Consider the following 16,647-nt stretch of genomic DNA (forward strand, 5'->3'; position numbering starts at 1 on the left):
ACCCTGGATGTAGGCGCTTTTTGGTCTGGCGGACAAGGGCGTCTTGACAGTTTGTGATCCAAGACACGAAGCTTGGGTCAATGACCGACGCGTCAGTCAATGCGTCAAGGTCTCCGATTCTTCCTTCATCGCCGCAGGAGGCACACCATGACCGCCCACCGACGTCCTAAGAGTTTTCACCTCATGACCGCTTTGGCAATGGGTTCGCTCATTGCTCTGTCCGCGTGCTCTTCCGGAGCGTCAGCGGTCCAGGCAGGGGCAGAAGCCGTGTCGGACCCCAAGCCCGGCGGTAATCTGCGCGTGGGCATCGTGGGTGGGTCGGCCAAAGATACCTTGGACGCCCACGCCCCGGTGACCCATCCGGACCAGGCACGTGTCATCCAGCTCTATGACACGCTTGCCAGCTACGACAACGAGCACAAAATTCAAATGGCGCTGGCCGACTCCATCACGCCGTCTGCGGATGCCACCACCTGGACCGTCCGTCTCCGGGATGGGCTGAAGTTCAGCGACGGCAGGCCCCTGACGGCTGAAGACGTCATCTTTACCTTTCGCCGCGTTACGGACCCTGAGTCCCCGAAGAGCGGAGCCTCAGCATTGGCTACGCTCAACCGCGATGCCCTGACGGCCCCGGACCCGCGGACCATCGTCTTCACCTTCAACGCTCCCAACTCGACATTTCCGGACACCGCGGCCCAGTACGCGCTGGGCATTGTGCCGGCCGATTACGATCCCAAGAAGCCGATCGGTGCGGGGCCGTTCATGACGGAAACTTTCACGGCGGGCCAGCAAAGCGTGTTTGTGAAGAACCCGCACTACTGGCGGACCGGCCAGCCGCACGTGGACAAGGTCACCATCATCGACTTCCCGGACGACACCGCCCGCGTCAACGCACTCCTGGGCGGCCAGGTGGACGCGATCGACCAGCTGCCGCTCGGCCAGGTCAACGTGATCAAAGCCAATCCGGCCATGAAAGTCCTGGAATCGGCCACCGGTTCATGGCTGCCGTTCACCATGCGCGTGGATCAGGAGCCGTTCAACGAACCCAAAGTCCGCCAGGCCTTCCGCCTGATCGTGGACCGCCAGCAGATGGTGGATCAGGTCCTTGGTGGCCACGGCACCGTTGGCAACGACATGTACTCACCGCTGGACTCATGCTATCCGTCGGACACGCCCCAGCGTGCCCAGGACATCGAGAAAGCCAAGCAGCTTTTGGCGGAGGCCGGTAAGAGCGACCTCAGCGTCGACCTGGTCACATCGCCAGTGGCCGCCGGACTCGTGGAGGCAGCACAGGTTTTCGCGCAGCAAGCGAAAGCGGCCGGCGTCACCGTCAACGTCAAGAAGGTGGATCCGGGGGAGTTCTACGGCAACCAGTACCTGAAGTGGACGTTCGCCCAGGATTTCTGGTTCACCCGCGACTACATCTCGCAGGCGTCGAACTCGGGCTTCGCCACGTCGCCTTACAACGAAACGCATTGGGACGATCAGGAATGGTCATCGCTGGTCACCAAGGCACGAGCCACCACGGACACCGAAACCCGTTGCGGACTGATCAAGCAGGCGCAGCAGATCGAATTTGAGCGCGGCGGCAACATCATCTGGGGTTTTCCGAACAGCGTGGACGCCTACAGTGCCACGGTCCAGGGACTGACACCGGACAAGAGCGGCATACCGCTGACATCATTCGGGTTCCGCAACGCCTGGCTCAATAAGTGACGGCTGCACAGGGAGGGGGCATGCGCCGGCTGCTGTTCAGGCGCACCCTGTTCGGGCTCTTTACCCTCTGGGTGGTGTCGCTGGTGGTCTTCCTCGCCACACAAGCGCTGCCGGGCGATGCGGCCCAAGCCATCCTGGGGCGCGAAGCAACCCCGGAGCGGCTGGCTGCCCTCCGCGAGCAGCTTAACCTTGGCGGCTCGCTCCCGGAACAGTACTTCGGATGGCTGGGCAATCTCCTCAGTTTTGATCTGGGAACCTCCCTGGCCGGCGGGATCCCGGTGGCCTCGGCTGTTGGACCCATGCTCCTGAACTCGAGCGTGTTGATGCTGTGCGCGGCCGTAATCGCTATCCCGCTGGCCATCGGCATCGGCACCTGGACCGCCCTGCGGAAGGACTCCGCCGTGGATCACGTCACCGGCATCATCACCCTGGTGTTGGCCTCGCTGCCGGAATTCGTGGTGGGTGTGCTGCTGGTCCTGTTTCTGGCCACCGGGGTTTTCCATATCTTCCCGGCGGTATTTGTCCTCATTCCCGGCCAACAGGTATGGAGCAACCCGGCCCAGCTGGTGCTGCCCGTGCTGACCCTGGTGCTGGCCGTGTCCCCGTACATCATCCGGATCATGCGGGCCACCATGCTCGAGGTCCTGGACAGCCAGTACGTCCAGCAGGCCCGGCTCAAGGGTCTGCCGGAGCGCACGGTCATCCTGCGCCATGCCTTGCCGAACGCCATTGGCCCGGTAGCGCAGGTGATTGCCCTGCAGCTCGCCTGGCTGATCGGCGGCGTAGTGATCGTTGAGTTCCTGTTCCGCTTCCCGGGCGTCGGCTTCCAGCTGATTGACGCCGTCACCAACAGGGACCTGCCGGTGGTGCAGGCACTGGTCATCGTCATCGCCATCTTCTACGTGGCGGTGAACCTTCTTGCCGATGTGGTCACCCTGGCCGCCAACCCGAAAGTAAGGACGGCATCATGAGCATCAGCATGAGTACCCGGCCGGCCGGTGGCTCCGCCCATACAGCCCGTGCCACCCGGAAGCAGGGGCTCTTCCGGCGGGCTCTTCAGTCCAAGCGCACCGTGGTGGGCCTGGTGCTGAGCCTGGCCGTTCTGGCTGTGGCATTCCTTGGCCCTTACCTGGCGCCGCATTCCGCCACCGAATTCGTGGCCGCACCTTTCTCGCCGGCGGGTATCGGCGGGCCGTTCGGCACCGACAACCTCGGACGGGACGTGCTTTCCCGCTTCCTTGCCGGCGGGCAGACCCTGATGATCCTTGCGATCGTTGCCACCGCCCTCGGGGTGGGCCTGGGCGCGCTGGTGGGAGTGCTGGCCGCCTACCGGCGGGGCTGGCTGGATGAATTGCTGATGCGCGCCGGCGATGTGGCCCTTGCATTTCCCCAGATTGTGCTGGCACTCCTGTTCCTGTCCATCATCGGTCCGGAGCTGTGGCTGCTGGTACTGATGGTGGGATTCGGCCACCTTCCCCGGGTTGCCCGCGTGGTCCGCGGCGCCGCTCTGTCGGTGGTGGAGCGGGACTTCGTCAAGGCCGCCGAATCTGTCGGCATTCCCCGCTGGCGCATCATGATCGGCGAAATAGTTCCCAACATCAGCAGCACGCTGGCGGTGGAGTTTGGCCTGCGCCTGACGTACTCGATCGGGCTGGTTGCCGGTCTGAGCTTTCTGGGACTCGGCATGCAGCCGCCCGCGGCGGACTGGGGGCTGATGATCAACGAAAACCGGATTGCCCTGACAATATCCCCCTGGTCGGTGGCATTACCCGTTATCGCGATCGCCCTGCTGACGGTCGGCACCAACCTGGTGACCGATGGTCTGGCTAAAGCATCCATCGGCAGCGACAAAGGAGTCACGGTATGAGCACGGCCGCGCCCACCCTGGAGGTGGAGGACCTGAAAATCATCGGCATTCCGTCGATGGCTGCCATCGTAGAGGAACTCTCCCTTGAAGTCCGTCCCGGCGAAATACTCGGCGTCGTCGGAGAATCGGGATCCGGGAAGACCACGCTGGGGCTGGCACTGCTGAATTACTGCAAGGAAGGCACCCGGCTGGGCGGCGGCAGGGTCAGCGTTGCCGGCCAGCAGCTGGCCGGTTTGCACTGGCGGCAGGTCCGTCAACTCCGCGGGCGCACGGTTGCCTACATCCCGCAGTCGCCCGCGTCGGCGCTGAACCCGGCCCTTCGCATCAGCACCCAACTGAAGGAATGCCTTGCGGGACCCTCAGCCCAGGTGCTTGATCGGGTCCGGGAGGTGTTGCGGGAGGTGGCATTACCCGACGACGACGCTTTCCTGGCGCGCTACCCGCACCAGCTTTCCGGCGGCCAGCAGCAGCGGGTAGCCATCGCCATGGCGTTCACCGCGCGGCCGGCGTTGATCGTGATGGACGAACCCACGACGGGCCTGGACGTCAGCACCCAGGCCCATGTTCTGGCCACCGTGCGCTCCATGTGCAGGACCTACGATTGCGCCGCCGTCTACATCAGCCACGATATGGCCGTTGTTGCTGAACTTGCTGACCGGATAGCCGTGATGTATTCGGGCCGGATCGTGGAAATCGGCAGCACCGCCGAAGTATTGTCCAATTCACGCCACCCCTACACCGGGCGCCTGCTGCTGGCGGTACCGGATCTTCACGCCAAGCGTCCCATGATCGGCATTCCCGGCCACGCCCCATCACCGTTGGCCCGGCCGCAGGGCTGCGCCTTCGCACCACGCTGCCCTCTCGCGGACGCCGGCTGCGAAACGGACGCCCCCGCAGCCACCGAGGTTGGTCCCCGGCACACGGTGCGGTGCTTCAAAGCCGAGGAGCCGCTTCCGCCGGTCCAGGTCCGGGTCCCGTCCATCCGTTCCGCCCCGGCCCCGGGACGGAAGCCGGTGATCAACATCGACGGGCTGACCGCCGGCTACGGCAGCAACACTGTCCTGGAAGGCATCAACCTTGAGGTGTACGCCGGGGATTGTGTGGCCCTGCTGGGCGAATCCGGGTCCGGGAAGACCACCTTGAGCCGGTGCATCGCAGGGCTCCATCATGACTACACCGGCTCCGTCTTCCTGGATGGAAGCGCCCTGGCACCAAGCAGCTTTAAGCGCACCAAGGATCAGCGGCGCCGTGTCCAGTACATCTTCCAGAACCCCTACGAGTCACTGAACCCGCGGCGGACGGTGGAGGAACTGATCCTGCAGCCCGTCACCGCCGTACGCGGCAAGGTCAGCAACGCCCGCGAGATCGTGGCCACGGCACTGGAACGTGCATCGCTGCGGCCGGACCACGCCACCCGCTATCCGGACCAGCTCAGCGGCGGCGAACGCCAGCGCGTGGCGATCGCCCGTTCGCTGGCCACCGAACCCGAGATCCTCATCTGCGACGAGATCACGTCGGCACTGGATGTCTCGGTGCAGTCCACCCTGGTGGATCTGCTGCGCGGGCTGCAGGCGGAAATGGGGCTCACCCTGGTCTTCATTACCCACAACATCGCCCTGGTGCGCAATATCGCGCAGCAGGTGGCCGTCCTGGAGCGCGGCCGGATCGTCGAATTCGGAGAGGTGGAGGGCATGTTCGCAGACCCCCAACATCACTACACCCAATCACTGCTCACAGCGACGCCCAACTTCCAGCTTCCCGACCGTCTGAGCACCCCATGAACGGCGCACAGGTACCCGCACGCAGCTTCCACGCTGAAGCGCTGGCGGGAAAGGTTGTCCTGGTCACCGGCGGCGGCACCGGCATCGGCCGTGCCACAGCCCTCGCCATGGCCGGGTGCGGCGCGAAACTCGTGCTCGCCGGCAGGCGCGAGGTCCTCCTGAAGGAAACCGCCGAACTGGTCCGCCGGGCCGGCGGGGAGGCCATCGCCGTCGCAGGGGATATCCGCGAGCCGGAGCAGGCCACCGAACTTGTGGACGCCGCACTCGCCGCCTTCGGCCGGATCGACGTCCTGGTCAACAACGCAGGCGGCCAGTTCCAGTCCCCGGCGGAGGACATCTCGCTCAACGGCTGGCGTGCCGTGCACCGGCTCTCGGTGGACTCTGTCTGGAACCTCACCCGCGAGGTGGCCACGCGGACCATGATTCCCAACCGTTCGGGCCTGCTGGTTTTTATGGCTTTCTCGCCACGGCGGGGCATCCCGGGCATGGTCCATGCCACGGCCGCGCGTGCCGCCGTCGAAAATCTCGCCTCCGGGCTGGCCCTGGAGTGGAGCCGCTTCGGGATCCGCTCCGTGGCCGTCGCCCCGGGCAGCATCATGAGCGAAGGCCTGGAGCAGTACACGGCCGAGGCGCGCTCCGAATGGGAACAAGGGGTCCCGCTCGGACGTCTCGGCCAGCCGGAGGACGTGGCAGACGTTATTACCTTTCTGGCCACCGACGCCGCGCGCTACATCACCGGAACCACCATCACCATCGACGGCGGGGCCGACGCCTGGGGCTCAGGCCGTCCCGTCCCCGCAAAGGAGCTCTCATGACGTCAATCACGGACCGGCCGGTCCTGCCCGCCACGGAGGCCTGTGACCTGGCCGCGCTGTTCGCCCCCAACGCGGTGGCCATCGTCGGTGCCAGCGACGATACCCGCAAATACGGGAACTGGATCGCCGTTCAGGCGCTCCAAGGCGGCATCCCGGTCCATTTGGTGAACCGGAGCAGGTCCACAGTGCTGGGCCGCCCCGCCGTTCCCAGTGTCGCCTCGATTGGCAGCCCCGTCGAGCTGGCGGTCATCGCGGTCCCGGCAGCCGGATTCGAGGATGCCGTGGACGACGCCCTGGCCGGCGGCGCCAAGGCCATTGTGGGGATCAGTTCGGGCCTGGGCGAAGCCGGGGGAGAAGGACTCCTGCTGCAGGAACGCATCACTGCCAAAATCCGTGCCGCAGGCGCCCGGCTCCTGGGCCCCAACTGTCTGGGCGTGCTGGATCACAGCAGCTCGCTGATGCTCGCCTCCAACGAGTTCCCGGTCGGCAACATCGGCGTCATCTCCCAGAGCGGAAACCTCGCCCTGGAGCTGGCCACGCTCCTGGTGGACCATGGGCTGGGCGTCTCCCGCTTTGCCTCGCTGGGCAACCAGGCGGACCTCGATGCCGCGGATCTGATCGACGCGTTCGTGAAGCATGACGGCACTGCAGCCATCGCCGTGTACTGCGAGGACTTCCGCGACGGCCGACGCTTCGCCAGAGCCGCCCAGCGCGCCGCTGAAGCCGGCAAGCCTGTTGTGCTGCTGACCGTCGGAGCCACGGACGCCTCGGTCCGCAACGCGAAGTCGCACACCGGCGCCATGGTGTCCTCCGGGATCGTCGTGGAGGCTGCCTGCCGCGCCGCCGGGATCGAACAGGTCTCCTCGCCCGCCCAGATGGCGCATCTGCTGCAAGCCCTCGTCCGTAGCCGGGTACCGGCCGGCGCCCGCACCGCCGTATTTGCCGACGGCGGCGGGCAGGCATCCGTGGCCAGCGACAATGCCGCCGACCAGGGCCTCGACGTCGTCGAGTTCGGCGCCGCGCTGCAGTCGGCTATTGCAGCGGAACTGCCGCCGACTGCGGCGGTCAGTAATCCGGTGGACGTCGCCGGCGGCGGTGAGCAGGACATCATGTGCTTCCAGCGGGTCCTGGGCCACCTGGTGGCGAGCGACGACGTCGACGCCACCCTCATGAGCGGCTATTTCGGCGGATACGGAAGCTACGGGCCCGAACTCGCGGCACGGGAAGTGGAGGCCGCCCAACGGATGGCCGCGGAAACGGCCGCGAGCGGCGGCACAGTCCTCGTCCAGACGATGAACTGGCAGTCAGCGGCCGCCGCCGCCCTCCGCGATGGAGGTATCCCCGTCTACCGCGGCATTGAGGAAGCCGCATGGGCGCTCGGCCGGCTCGCCCGCCGCCGCACCGAACCGGCCACCGGAATTCCTGCCCTGCCATCGCCGGCACAGCCTGTTGAAGATACGGGCTACTACGCCTCACGCCAGCTGCTGGCCGGCGCCGGCATCCCGTTCGTCGGGGCGGCCGAGGTTTCCAGCGAGGACCAACTCCTGGAGGCTGCGGCCACACTGCGCTACCCGCTTGTCCTCAAGGCCCTCGGGGACGAACACAAATCCGACCGCGGGGGTGTCATCCTCAACATTGCCGACGAGGCAGCGCTGCTCGCGGCCTGGCGGGACGTCGACGCCAGGCTCGCGCCGCCGTCGTGCTCCATCGAGGAAATGGCGGACCTCGCCGGAGCGGTGGAACTGCTGGTGGGGGTCCGGCGCGATCCGCGCTTCGGCCCGCTGGTGCTGGTGGGCCTGGGCGGGGTCTTTGCCGAAATCCTCCGTGACGTGCGCTGCGCACTCGGTCCGGTGACCGCCGCCCAGGCCAGGGACATGCTGTTGTCCCTGCGCGGGGCGGCGCTCCTGACCGGGGCCCGCGGCCGGACGCCGGTGGATATCGACGCAGCGGCGGACATCGTCGCCCGGCTTTCAGCGGTGGCCGCCGCCCACCCGGAGATCGCCGAAATCGAATGCAACCCGGTGGCCGCAATGCCCGCCGGCGCCATCGCGCTGGATGCCCGGATCGTACTCGACTGAACCGTTCCGCCAAACAAGACCAAGCAGCACCAACATACTCAAGAAAGAGGAACCGTGGACTTTCGCATGACTTCCCGCCAGATCGAAATCAAGCAGCGTGCTATTGCCTGGACAAATGAGATGTACCAGTACGAGCTCGACTGTGAAATGAATAACGGGCTCACGGATGATCAGCACGCCAAGGTCAAGCAGCTGGTCATCAACCACGGGCTCGCCGCCATCAACATGCCGGCCGAGTGGGGCGGCGCAGGACTCAGCGTGCTGGAACACGCGATCGTCTCCGAGGAAGTGGGAAAGCTGACCGGCGCCCTGTGGGACACGCTGTGGCGTCCGGCCAACGCGCTGAAGGCCTGCACCCCGGCCCAGCGCGAGGAATACCTGATCCCCGAAATCCGCGGCGAGCGCCGCGACGCCGTCGCCATCACCGAACCGGAGGCCGGATCGGACCCGCAGAACATCCAGACCACCGCGGTCAAGGACGGCGACCACTACATCATCAATGGTGAGAAGCTCTTCGTCACCGTCGGGGATGCAGCGGACTTCATCCTTGTGCTCGCCAGCGTGGAGGGTGCCCCCACCATGTTCCTGGTGGACAAGGACCTCCCGGGTGTCTCCGTCACCCGCACCCCGCGCTACACCCACACCTTCGTCTACGAGCACCCCGAGTTCCTTTTCGAGGACGTGCGCGTGGGGGCGGACAAAATCCTGGGCGAGATCGGCCAGGGCTACGAACTGACGCGGGACTGGTTCGTGGAGGAGCGCCTCATGATCGCCGCCCGCACCATCGGCGCCGCCGAACGGGCCACCCTGCTCGCAGCCGAGTTCGCCAAATCCCGTGTGCAGTTCGGCAAGCCCATCCTGGAATTCCAGCTCATCCAGAACATGCTCGCCAAAAACACCGTGGACATCATGACCAATCGCGCCCTGACGTACCAGGTGGCCTGGGAAGCGGACCAGGGTATGGACCGGAAGCTCCTCAACGCCAAAGCCGCCGTCATCAAGCTGGGCGCTTCCGAGGCCTCCAACCGCTGCGTCGACAATGCCCTGCAGATCTTCGGGGGCCGCGGCTACATGCGGGAAAACCCGGTGGAACGCCTGTGGCGCGAACTCCGCGTGGACCGCATCTGGGAAGGCACCTCGGAGATCCAGACGGTCATCATCGGCAACGAAATCAACAAGCGGGGCGCCGAGGGCCTGCTGGGTTACGCCGGCGCGGTGGCCAAGTGACGTCACAGGCACAAACTGCAGAACCGCACTCCGCGGTGACCAGCCCGGCAGCCCAGGATCCTCATCCCGAATGCCTCGTCAAGGTCCGGCGTCAGGGCAAGGTGGCGGTGGTGCAGCTCAACCGTCCCGGCAAACTCAATGCCCTGTCCACCGCCCTGGAGCAGGCGCTGCTGGACGCCCTGCACTCGCCGGAGGTGACGGGTGCTTCGGCCATCGTCTTCGCGGGATCGGAGCGGGCCTTCTCGGCCGGTGCGGACACCTCCGAACTGCCGGATATGACGCCGCAGAGGATCGCGGCCTACTACCGGGGGAGCGGTTCGCTGTATGAGGTTGTGTCGCGGTTGCCGCAGCCCACCGTAGCTGCGGTGTCGGGGTATTGTCTGGGCGCCGGCTTCGAGCTTGCACTGGCGTGTGACATCCGGATCGCGGACCAGACCGCCAGCTTCGGCCTTCCGGAGGTAGGGCTCGGTATCCTGCCCAGCTCCGGCGGGCTGACCCGGCTGGTCCGTGCCGCCGGCCCTGCCATTGCCCGGGAGATCATCCTGTTCGGCGAGCGGTTCCCGGCGGCCGAGGCCCACCGCCTGGGCCTGGTCCGTGAAGTGGTACCGGCGGGAGAGGCGCTGACCGTTGCCCTGGCGCGGGCGGAATTCCTGGCCGGGCAGCCGGCGATGGCGGTGGCCTGGACCAAAGCGGCAATCGACGCCGCAGCGGAGTCTTCGGCCTCGGCGTCGATGCTCATCGAACAGCTCGCTTACGCCGCCCTCAACCGCCCCGCGGGGGATCCCGAATGAGCGTGGGCGAATTTGAGCGGGTAGGCGTGCTCGGGTGCGGACTCATGGGTTCCGGCATCGCGGAAGTCTGTGCCCGGGCCGGTGCCGGCGTTGTGGTTGTTGAAGCCAACGACGCCGCGGTGGCCGCAGGCCGCAAACGGCTCACGGCGTCGATGGACAAGGCGGTTGCTTCCGGCCGACTGAATGCCGCGGACAGGGACGAAGCCCTTGCCCGGATCAGCTTTGGCACCGACATCGAGGCCTTCGCTGACAGGCGCCTGGTGATCGAGGCCGTCCCGGAAATCATGGACCTCAAACTCGACGCGTTCCGGCGCATCGACGCCGTACTGCAGGACCCCGAGACCATTCTGGCCTCCAACACCTCATCCATGCCCATCGGCCGCATCGCCGCAGCCACGCGACGGCCGGAAAACGTCCTGGGGGTGCACTTTTTCAATCCGGCACCGGTCCAACCTCTCGTGGAGCTGGTCACCGGCCTGCAAACAAGCAGCGAGACCTTGGCACGGGCCAGCGTTTTCGCGGCGGGTCTCGGCAAGGAAGTCATTGTGGCCAAGGACCGTGCGGGATTCGTGGTCAATGCCCTCCTGATCCCCTACCTGCTGTCCGCCATCCGCATGGTGGAGGCAGGTCACGCCACCGCGGCCGACATCGATACCGGCATGGTGGCCGGCTGTGCACATCCGATGGGTCCCTTGCGACTGACGGACCTGGTGGGCCTGGACACGGCGCTGCATGTGGCCGCCGCACTGTATGAGGAATTCAAGGAACCGCACTACGCCCCGCCGCCGCTGCTCCTGCGCATGGTGGAGGCAGGCATGCTGGGCCGCAAGAGCGGACGCGGTTTTTATGACTACAGGTGAGAGGACAACATCCATGGAGGCCCTCACGGACGCCGTCGAAGCGATCCAGGTCCGGAATTCCGGCTTCGATCCGCTGGGCCCGGTGGTGTGCTCCGCCGTCGTGGGGTCCGGCCGCACGGTGAACTATATCGACGACGGCGCCGCCGGGGCGGTTCCGCTGCTTTTCCTCGGCGGCGCCGGAACGACCGTCAGGGCCTTCAGGCTCTTGGAGTTCGCCCGGTCCTTCCGGCAGGAAATGGGGATCCGTGTGGTGTCCGTGGAGCGCAACGGCCTGGGGCAGACCGTGTTCGATCCCGCCGTCGGACCGGACGAGTACGCCGCGGACGTCTGGTCCCTCCTGGACACCCTGAACATTGGGCAAGTCTCCGTCCTTGCGATTTCCGGCGGCGGACCCTACGCCGCCGCGATTATCGCGGCGCGCCCGGGGCAGGTCCGGTCCCTGCATCTGGCTTGCGCCTTCGCCGAGATGCTCGAGGGCGCGGATGCGCCCATGGAGCCGGAAAGTGTGGCTGCGGATCCGGTGGCCTGGTGGCGGTTCCCTGCCGAAAGCTCCGTCCACTCAATTCCCGGCTTCGTTGACTCGGTGATCGAGGAAGCCACGCGGGGGCTCTTTGCGAAGGGACGCGACGTGCCCCCCGACGGCCTGCGCCAGGCCTTTGGCCTGTACGCCTCCGAGCCGCTTAGGGACCTGTCCGCGGTCCAGGCACCGGTGTTCCTGTACTGGGGGAGTGCAGACGAACTGGTCCCGCTGGAACAGATGAGGCGCTGGACAGCTGCACTGGCCGGGCGCGAAACGGTGGAACGGGTCTACCCGGGCGAGGGCCACGATGTGCAGTACCGGCACTGGGACCAGATCCTGGCTGATGTGAAGTTCCTCGGTCGGCGCATCGTTGCCAGCTGTGGCGGACGGACCCACCTCATAGTGCCTGAGGAGGAAACAGACTTCCTCGCAGCCGGTGGCATTCTCGGCCTCGCCGCCTGGCAAAAGCCTGCGAACGCAGCACTCCAGGCCTTCCCGGGCCCGAAATTTCAGTCGTAGCGTGCAGGTGGACCTGGTGGACCTGGTGGGCCGGTGCGGTCACTCACGTTTGCGACGTTAGGGGGTAGGAGTCGTCTTCCGGTGGAAGCGCGGGCTACTACCTTGCGCATGCCCTCGTCCTCGGCCACTTCGCATTGTCGTCCGCCGTTGAAACGGCGACGGCGGCACCCGGGAGGGCGGCGACGAGCCCAAGGAATCCGTGCCATCCGGCGAAGGGTATCGTTGGCGAAGGGGGGCCGTACCGGTCAAGTCCTACACCGGTGTTTGGGTTGACCGGCTTGGCCGAGCAGCAGCACGTTTCCGGTGTCGTCATCTGACTGAGGAGCGTGACTGGTGAGCAACGCCGGTGAATGGGCTGTCAGGCTCAAAGAATTCCACGAGAAACAACTGGATCGTCCCCGCCGCGTGTACCGGCTCGGCCGCACCAAGATCATAGTTACTCGTGGCCATGCAGTGTGCACGGTGGGTGCGGCTGTTGGGGCAGTGTCTGTGGATTCTCCTGACTGGTTGTTCTGGGTGGCAGTCGCCGCCGGGTTTGCCGGCGGAAAGTATTTCTACCCGATTCCCCGCAGCAGCGTAGCGAGCCGATATGGCTCCAGAGAGGTAGCCAGGAAATCTCCCAGCGACCTGGACCACATGACGCCGGCGGAGATACGGGCCTACCAGTTCAATGTCGAGTTCACCCAGAAGGGTGTTTCCCCTCTGGCTCTGGGGACCGAGGAAGCCCTTGGTCGCCAGTCTGAGGCAGTCAGCACAGTGTCCCTGGCTTCAGGCGCGGACGCCGGGTTGTTAGCGCACCTTTCCGTGGCGGATGTCAAGGAATACGGGAGGACCGCCGACCGGCACGATCTGCTGAAGCGGCGATGGCTCACCTACGAAATGGATCCGCGGTTGCAGTTCGATTTCCCCGCCATGTCCGATGTCTTTTCCCCACCGACCGCTGCCATGATCAAGGCCATGGGCGCCGCAGACCAGCAGAGAACCGCAGGTAACCCGGCGGGCTACAAGCTGGCTGTGGACACTTTTTCGCAGACCCTGGCAGCGGCGGAATCGGCGGCCGGCGTTCCCTAGCAGAAGCCGCTGCTCCACGGACCGGGCCGCTCGGGCGGTAAGGCTGGAGGACGTCCCTGTGCGGGTGCGGGAACCCATCGGCGGCAAGGGTGCCGACGTCGCCTTCGCGTGCGCGAACGCCGTGCACAGCAGACGGGATACGGACTCCTCGCTCGCCCATCACCTTCAGCTGGTGAGGAACGCCGGGACCACCAGGCGGGGGTACTTCCTGTTTGTGACCGTTTGGAGGTCATTCGAGGCCTTCCTCGACGTGGCCCGCGTCCTCGGCCTCGGAGATCAGCACAACGTCGCCTTTGACCCCCATGAGACCGACTTCGGGCGGGCGCGGGCAGGCCAGGAACTGGCTCAGAGGGTGCGCCGATGAGTGCATCCATCGAAGTCGATCTCGAAATGGAATCAGGCACCGTGCATTTGGGCCGGGCCTTCATTGCGGCGAAACGGGGGGTGACTACCTCGATCTTCTCGCCGCCGTCCGCAAGGCGTTGGGCACTTGGCGGGAGGCCGCGGATGCCTGCCGGATACCGCGATCGGACGTGGAGCTGTTTAGCCCGCTCTTCAACAACCCGATGCGGGGTCTGGAAGCTTAGGCCCCGCATCCGGTTGGAGGGTTTCGACAGGCTCAACCGTTCCGAGCCGACCACGGCGGAGGCCGGGTCCCGGTAGTCCACCTTGACGTCGTTGGCCCAGTTCCGGTGGACGTCACCGGTGAGGACCACGGCGTTGCGGTCGCGTTCGGCGAAGAAGTCCTGCTGGCCCAGGATGTCCCAGCGCTGGGGTTCGTCGGTGGTTGAGCCTCTGGGTTTCCCCGGACTCAACCACCGCGGGAGGCGACGGGTCCCCTCGGTGGAGTGCCGCCGTCGTAGTTCAGTACGACGACGACGAACCCGTCGCCTCCGATCCTAGAGCCATGTAGAACTGCCGTCCGCGCTTGGTCCAGAATCCTGCACCGTCGACTTCACCTGGATGTTGGAACTGTTTCCAGGTCTTCGGCATCGTTATCCGAATCATTGTCCAAAGAGCTCACAACAGCATCTACTTCGTCATTCCTGCGCCTCGATTCGTGCTGCGAATACAACCAAATGGGAATGTACAGCGACAATACGAGGAAGCCGAGCCAGGTTGAGGTCCAGCCGATTTCCTGGCTGTTCAGGTAGACCACGCCGATCAGGCAGAGGGGCAGATTGAACAGGCCAAAGATCATGGCGACATGTTTCCAGCCCTTGGGTGCTTTGAAAGGCCGTTCCAGGTTGGCGAAGGCCGGGTGCTTTTTGGCCTTGACGTAGGCGAACAGGCTGATGCCGTTGGCGCAGGTGTAGCCAATGGCGGCGGCCGCAAGAATTGCAGCAAGGGATCCCATGGAAATCAGGACCATGTTGAACGCCGCGGTGACGAGCAAGGCAATAAAGGGGGTTCCGTGGCGATTGGTTTTGCCGAAGACCCTGGGAAGATTGCCTTCCGTGGTCATGGAGTGCATGGCGCGGGAGGAGCCCAGGTAAGCCGTCTGGATGATGAGGATCATGGCGGCGATCAGCATGATGATGGTAATGATTGAGCCGGCTTCCCCGAAGACCGCCTTGGCCACCGGAATGAGAGGCGATACAGGCTCCGCCATCACACCTTCAACACCAAGCACGCCGATGACTGCTGCCTGCACCAGAACATACGAGAGAAAGCAGATAGCGCCGCAGGCGAACAATGCTTTCGGGACATCTTTGGACGGGTTTTTGTATTCGGGGGCGTAGATGGCTGCCGTTTCCCAACCGCAGGCACTCCACTGAGCAATCGCAAAGATGCCAAAGAGAATCAGGACGTGGTGCATGTCCCACACCCAGTCAGCAGGCCACCAGTTGCCGGTGATATTGGCCAGGTCAACGTGTCCGGTAGCAAAAGGCGCCACAGTAAGGATAATCAGCGGTATTAGGGAAACAGCAGCCAGGATGTAACCCAGGATGGCGCCGTCCTTGAGGCCGAACCAGTTGACGATGAACAACCCGGTAAAGATCACCGCACCGGAGATCAATGAGAGCTGAAACTCGGTGAATGTCTCGGCCAAAGCCGGAAACAGTCCATGCAGGTAGCCGCCGACCAGGATGGCGAAGATCGCCAGGACGGGGTTCCATGCAAACCAGTAACTCCAAGCGGAGAAGCCGCCGATCAGCTTTCCCTTGTCGTACTTGCCCTTGTAGTTTTCGGTGCGAAATACATGCTGGGCAAAACCTGGCAGGCCGCTGGCCTTGGGAAAAGTGGTAGCCATCTCAGCATAGGCAGCGTTCTGTATGAAGCCCTGGATGACCGACAACCCCCAGACCAGGATTGCTGCGGCGGCCATATACATCGGCAGGTAGCCAAGGGAGGGCAGAATCAACAAGGGGACGCCCAGTGCTATGGCCAAACCCTGCTTCCAGTTGATCGACCTTTCCAGGTGGTCAACACCTTCCGAAATATTTTTACTCATAACTGTCTCCTTAGACGACAAGTCGTCTGGTCTGTGAGGCTGGATAGAGAAGCTCTTGAATATTTTGGCGGCCGTGGAAATATTCCGGCGCCCGCCGTTATGGGACAGCTCGCAGTGCCAGACCGGATTAATCCGCCTCAATAAAGATTCATGCCATCCTTGATGGTTTACTGCCATGTAAAGGTGGAAATCTCAACGCATTTGCGCGCTTAGGGCGGCAGGCCAAGATTGATATATCTTTATGTCTTTTACGGCTCGACAAACCATGCGACTGCGATTGCAGTTGCATGTATTACCGCGGCGAGGGTTTGAATTATGTCGCGTGCATCTTCGCGCACTGGCCTCAGGGCGGAGAGGATTCGCAGAAATGCAGAAGCACTTGTTGGGCGAACGGGTGTGGCGATCGTGGCCGAAGGCGGCGTGCAGGCATCCTGGTGAGGGTCCCGCGGGCGCCGCGTGTGGAGCGGCTGTGGAAGTGTCTAAGGCTCAAATTTCGTAGTACCGGAAGGAGTGGGACTTCGCGCCATCGGGGTTGGGTCCGTAAATAGTAACCATCCGGGCGTAGACGGGTGCCCAGTACCGGCCAAGTTGACCGGGATTGACGCGTGCTGAGTCACCGGGCCTGAGGACGACAGTCTTGCCCTCGGACTCTATGTAGAGCTCGCCTTCCACGACGAAGTTCGTTTCGCTGTGAGGGTGGAAGTCCTCCCAGCCGCAGGCTTCCATTTCCCATTCCGAGAGGCGGAAGTCATCCCATGGGCCGTCGGGATTCGCGTTGATAAACCTGCAGCGCAGTCGCGGCCACTCGTCCTTCATGACCTGCATGGTCTTCGCTGACCAGAAGTCGATAGTTTCCCCCGTCGTCAGTGACGGGGGCTGGGTTGTTGTGGTCATAGTCTTTCACCGTTCTTCAGTTGGAACCTGCTTGCGGAACGTATCGGTGAATC

14 protein-coding genes and 1 pseudogene are annotated in these 16,647 nt (G+C 64.6%); 12 read left to right on the top strand and 3 right to left on the bottom strand.

The genetic code is table 11. The features are described from left to right. The first annotated feature begins 183 nt into the window (after positions 1 to 183). The 12 genes from ABIB45_RS11900 to ABIB45_RS11955 all read left to right on the top strand — a co-directional run bounded on the left by ABIB45_RS11900 (position 184) and on the right by ABIB45_RS11955 (position 13,609). Positions 184 to 1,716 (top strand): ABC transporter substrate-binding protein, encoded by a 1,533-nt coding sequence (locus ABIB45_RS11900; RefSeq protein WP_354216061.1) that lies wholly within the window; start codon positions 184 to 186, stop codon positions 1,714 to 1,716. Then, positions 1,713 to 2,687, top strand: a complete 975-nt coding sequence (locus ABIB45_RS11905; RefSeq protein ID WP_354216062.1) for an ABC transporter permease — start codon at positions 1,713 to 1,715, stop codon at positions 2,685 to 2,687. The genes ABIB45_RS11900 and ABIB45_RS11905 overlap by 4 nt, the downstream gene beginning before the upstream one ends. Continuing rightward, complete coding sequence (locus tag ABIB45_RS11910; protein WP_354216063.1) at positions 2,684 to 3,583, top strand: ABC transporter permease; 900 nt, start codon at positions 2,684 to 2,686, stop codon at positions 3,581 to 3,583. Before ABIB45_RS11905 ends, ABIB45_RS11910 begins: the two co-directional genes overlap by 4 nt. Continuing rightward, entirely contained in the window at positions 3,580 to 5,364 is a 1,785-nt protein-coding gene (locus ABIB45_RS11915; protein WP_354216064.1) for an ABC transporter ATP-binding protein, read from the top strand. Before ABIB45_RS11910 ends, ABIB45_RS11915 begins: the two co-directional genes overlap by 4 nt. Continuing rightward, positions 5,361 to 6,179, top strand: a complete 819-nt coding sequence (locus tag ABIB45_RS11920; protein ID WP_354216065.1) for an SDR family NAD(P)-dependent oxidoreductase — start codon at positions 5,361 to 5,363, stop codon at positions 6,177 to 6,179. Before ABIB45_RS11915 ends, ABIB45_RS11920 begins: the two co-directional genes overlap by 4 nt. Beyond that, positions 6,176 to 8,257, top strand: a complete 2,082-nt coding sequence (locus tag ABIB45_RS11925; RefSeq protein ID WP_354216066.1) for an acetate--CoA ligase family protein — start codon at positions 6,176 to 6,178, stop codon at positions 8,255 to 8,257. Before ABIB45_RS11920 ends, ABIB45_RS11925 begins: the two co-directional genes overlap by 4 nt. A gap of 66 nt (positions 8,258 to 8,323) precedes the next feature. Then, on the top strand, positions 8,324 to 9,484 hold the full coding sequence (locus ABIB45_RS11930; RefSeq protein WP_354216067.1) for an acyl-CoA dehydrogenase family protein: 1,161 nt from the start codon (positions 8,324 to 8,326) through the stop codon (positions 9,482 to 9,484). Then, complete coding sequence (locus ABIB45_RS11935) at positions 9,481 to 10,275, top strand: enoyl-CoA hydratase/isomerase family protein (protein WP_354216068.1); 795 nt, start codon at positions 9,481 to 9,483, stop codon at positions 10,273 to 10,275. The genes ABIB45_RS11930 and ABIB45_RS11935 overlap by 4 nt, the downstream gene beginning before the upstream one ends. Then, positions 10,272 to 11,135, top strand: a complete 864-nt coding sequence (locus tag ABIB45_RS11940; protein ID WP_354216069.1) for a 3-hydroxybutyryl-CoA dehydrogenase — start codon at positions 10,272 to 10,274, stop codon at positions 11,133 to 11,135. The genes ABIB45_RS11935 and ABIB45_RS11940 overlap by 4 nt, the downstream gene beginning before the upstream one ends. Before the next feature lie 13 nt (positions 11,136 to 11,148). Next, positions 11,149 to 12,174: an alpha/beta fold hydrolase gene (locus ABIB45_RS11945; RefSeq protein WP_354216070.1), complete on the top strand. Its 1,026-nt coding sequence runs from the start codon at positions 11,149 to 11,151 to the stop codon at positions 12,172 to 12,174. Between the two features lie 333 nt (positions 12,175 to 12,507). Beyond that, positions 12,508 to 13,245 (top strand): hypothetical protein, encoded by a 738-nt coding sequence (locus ABIB45_RS11950; protein WP_354216071.1) that lies wholly within the window; start codon positions 12,508 to 12,510, stop codon positions 13,243 to 13,245. Positions 13,246 to 13,303: 58 nt separating this feature from the next. After that, on the top strand, positions 13,304 to 13,609 hold the full coding sequence (locus tag ABIB45_RS11955) for a hypothetical protein (protein WP_354216109.1): 306 nt from the start codon (positions 13,304 to 13,306) through the stop codon (positions 13,607 to 13,609). Positions 13,610 to 13,856: 247 nt separating this feature from the next. Here the strand turns inward: ABIB45_RS11955 and ABIB45_RS11960 are convergent. The 3 genes and pseudogenes from ABIB45_RS11960 to ABIB45_RS11970 form a co-directional block, all read right to left on the bottom strand. Next, positions 13,857 to 14,066, bottom strand: a pseudogene (locus tag ABIB45_RS11960) (alkaline phosphatase D family protein); the annotation flags it as partial. 134 nt (positions 14,067 to 14,200) lie between these two features. Next, on the bottom strand, positions 14,201 to 15,877 hold the full coding sequence (locus ABIB45_RS11965; protein ID WP_354216072.1) for an APC family permease: 1,677 nt from the start codon (positions 15,875 to 15,877) through the stop codon (positions 14,201 to 14,203). A gap of 309 nt (positions 15,878 to 16,186) precedes the next feature. Then, on the bottom strand, positions 16,187 to 16,594 hold the full coding sequence (locus ABIB45_RS11970) for a cupin domain-containing protein (RefSeq protein WP_354216073.1): 408 nt from the start codon (positions 16,592 to 16,594) through the stop codon (positions 16,187 to 16,189). Positions 16,595 to 16,647: the final 53 nt, after the last annotated feature.

The sequence above is a fragment of the Arthrobacter sp. UYCo732 genome (genome assembly GCF_040547265.1).
GTDB lineage: Bacteria > Actinomycetota > Actinomycetes > Actinomycetales > Micrococcaceae > Arthrobacter.

What these genes read in the sequence shown, in the direction of transcription:
- ABIB45_RS11900 (WP_354216061.1), top strand. Translation starts at nt 184, where the DNA reads ATGACCGCTTTGGCAATGGGTTCGCTCATTGCTCTGTCCGCGTGCTCT.
- ABIB45_RS11910 (WP_354216063.1), top strand. Translation starts at nt 2,684, where the DNA reads ATGAGCATCAGCATGAGTACCCGGCCGGCCGGTGGCTCCGCCCATACA.
- ABIB45_RS11915 (WP_354216064.1), top strand. Translation starts at nt 3,580, where the DNA reads ATGAGCACGGCCGCGCCCACCCTGGAGGTGGAGGACCTGAAAATCATC.
- ABIB45_RS11920 (WP_354216065.1), top strand. Translation starts at nt 5,361, where the DNA reads ATGAACGGCGCACAGGTACCCGCACGCAGCTTCCACGCTGAAGCGCTG.
- ABIB45_RS11925 (WP_354216066.1), top strand. Translation starts at nt 6,176, where the DNA reads ATGACGTCAATCACGGACCGGCCGGTCCTGCCCGCCACGGAGGCCTGT.
- ABIB45_RS11930 (WP_354216067.1), top strand. Translation starts at nt 8,324, where the DNA reads ATGACTTCCCGCCAGATCGAAATCAAGCAGCGTGCTATTGCCTGGACA.
- ABIB45_RS11940 (WP_354216069.1), top strand. Translation starts at nt 10,272, where the DNA reads ATGAGCGTGGGCGAATTTGAGCGGGTAGGCGTGCTCGGGTGCGGACTC.
- ABIB45_RS11945 (WP_354216070.1), top strand. Translation starts at nt 11,149, where the DNA reads ATGGAGGCCCTCACGGACGCCGTCGAAGCGATCCAGGTCCGGAATTCC.
- ABIB45_RS11965 (WP_354216072.1), bottom strand. Translation starts at nt 15,877, where the DNA reads ATGGCAGTAAACCATCAAGGATGGCATGAATCTTTATTGAGGCGGATT.
- ABIB45_RS11970 (WP_354216073.1), bottom strand. Translation starts at nt 16,594, where the DNA reads ATGACCACAACAACCCAGCCCCCGTCACTGACGACGGGGGAAACTATC.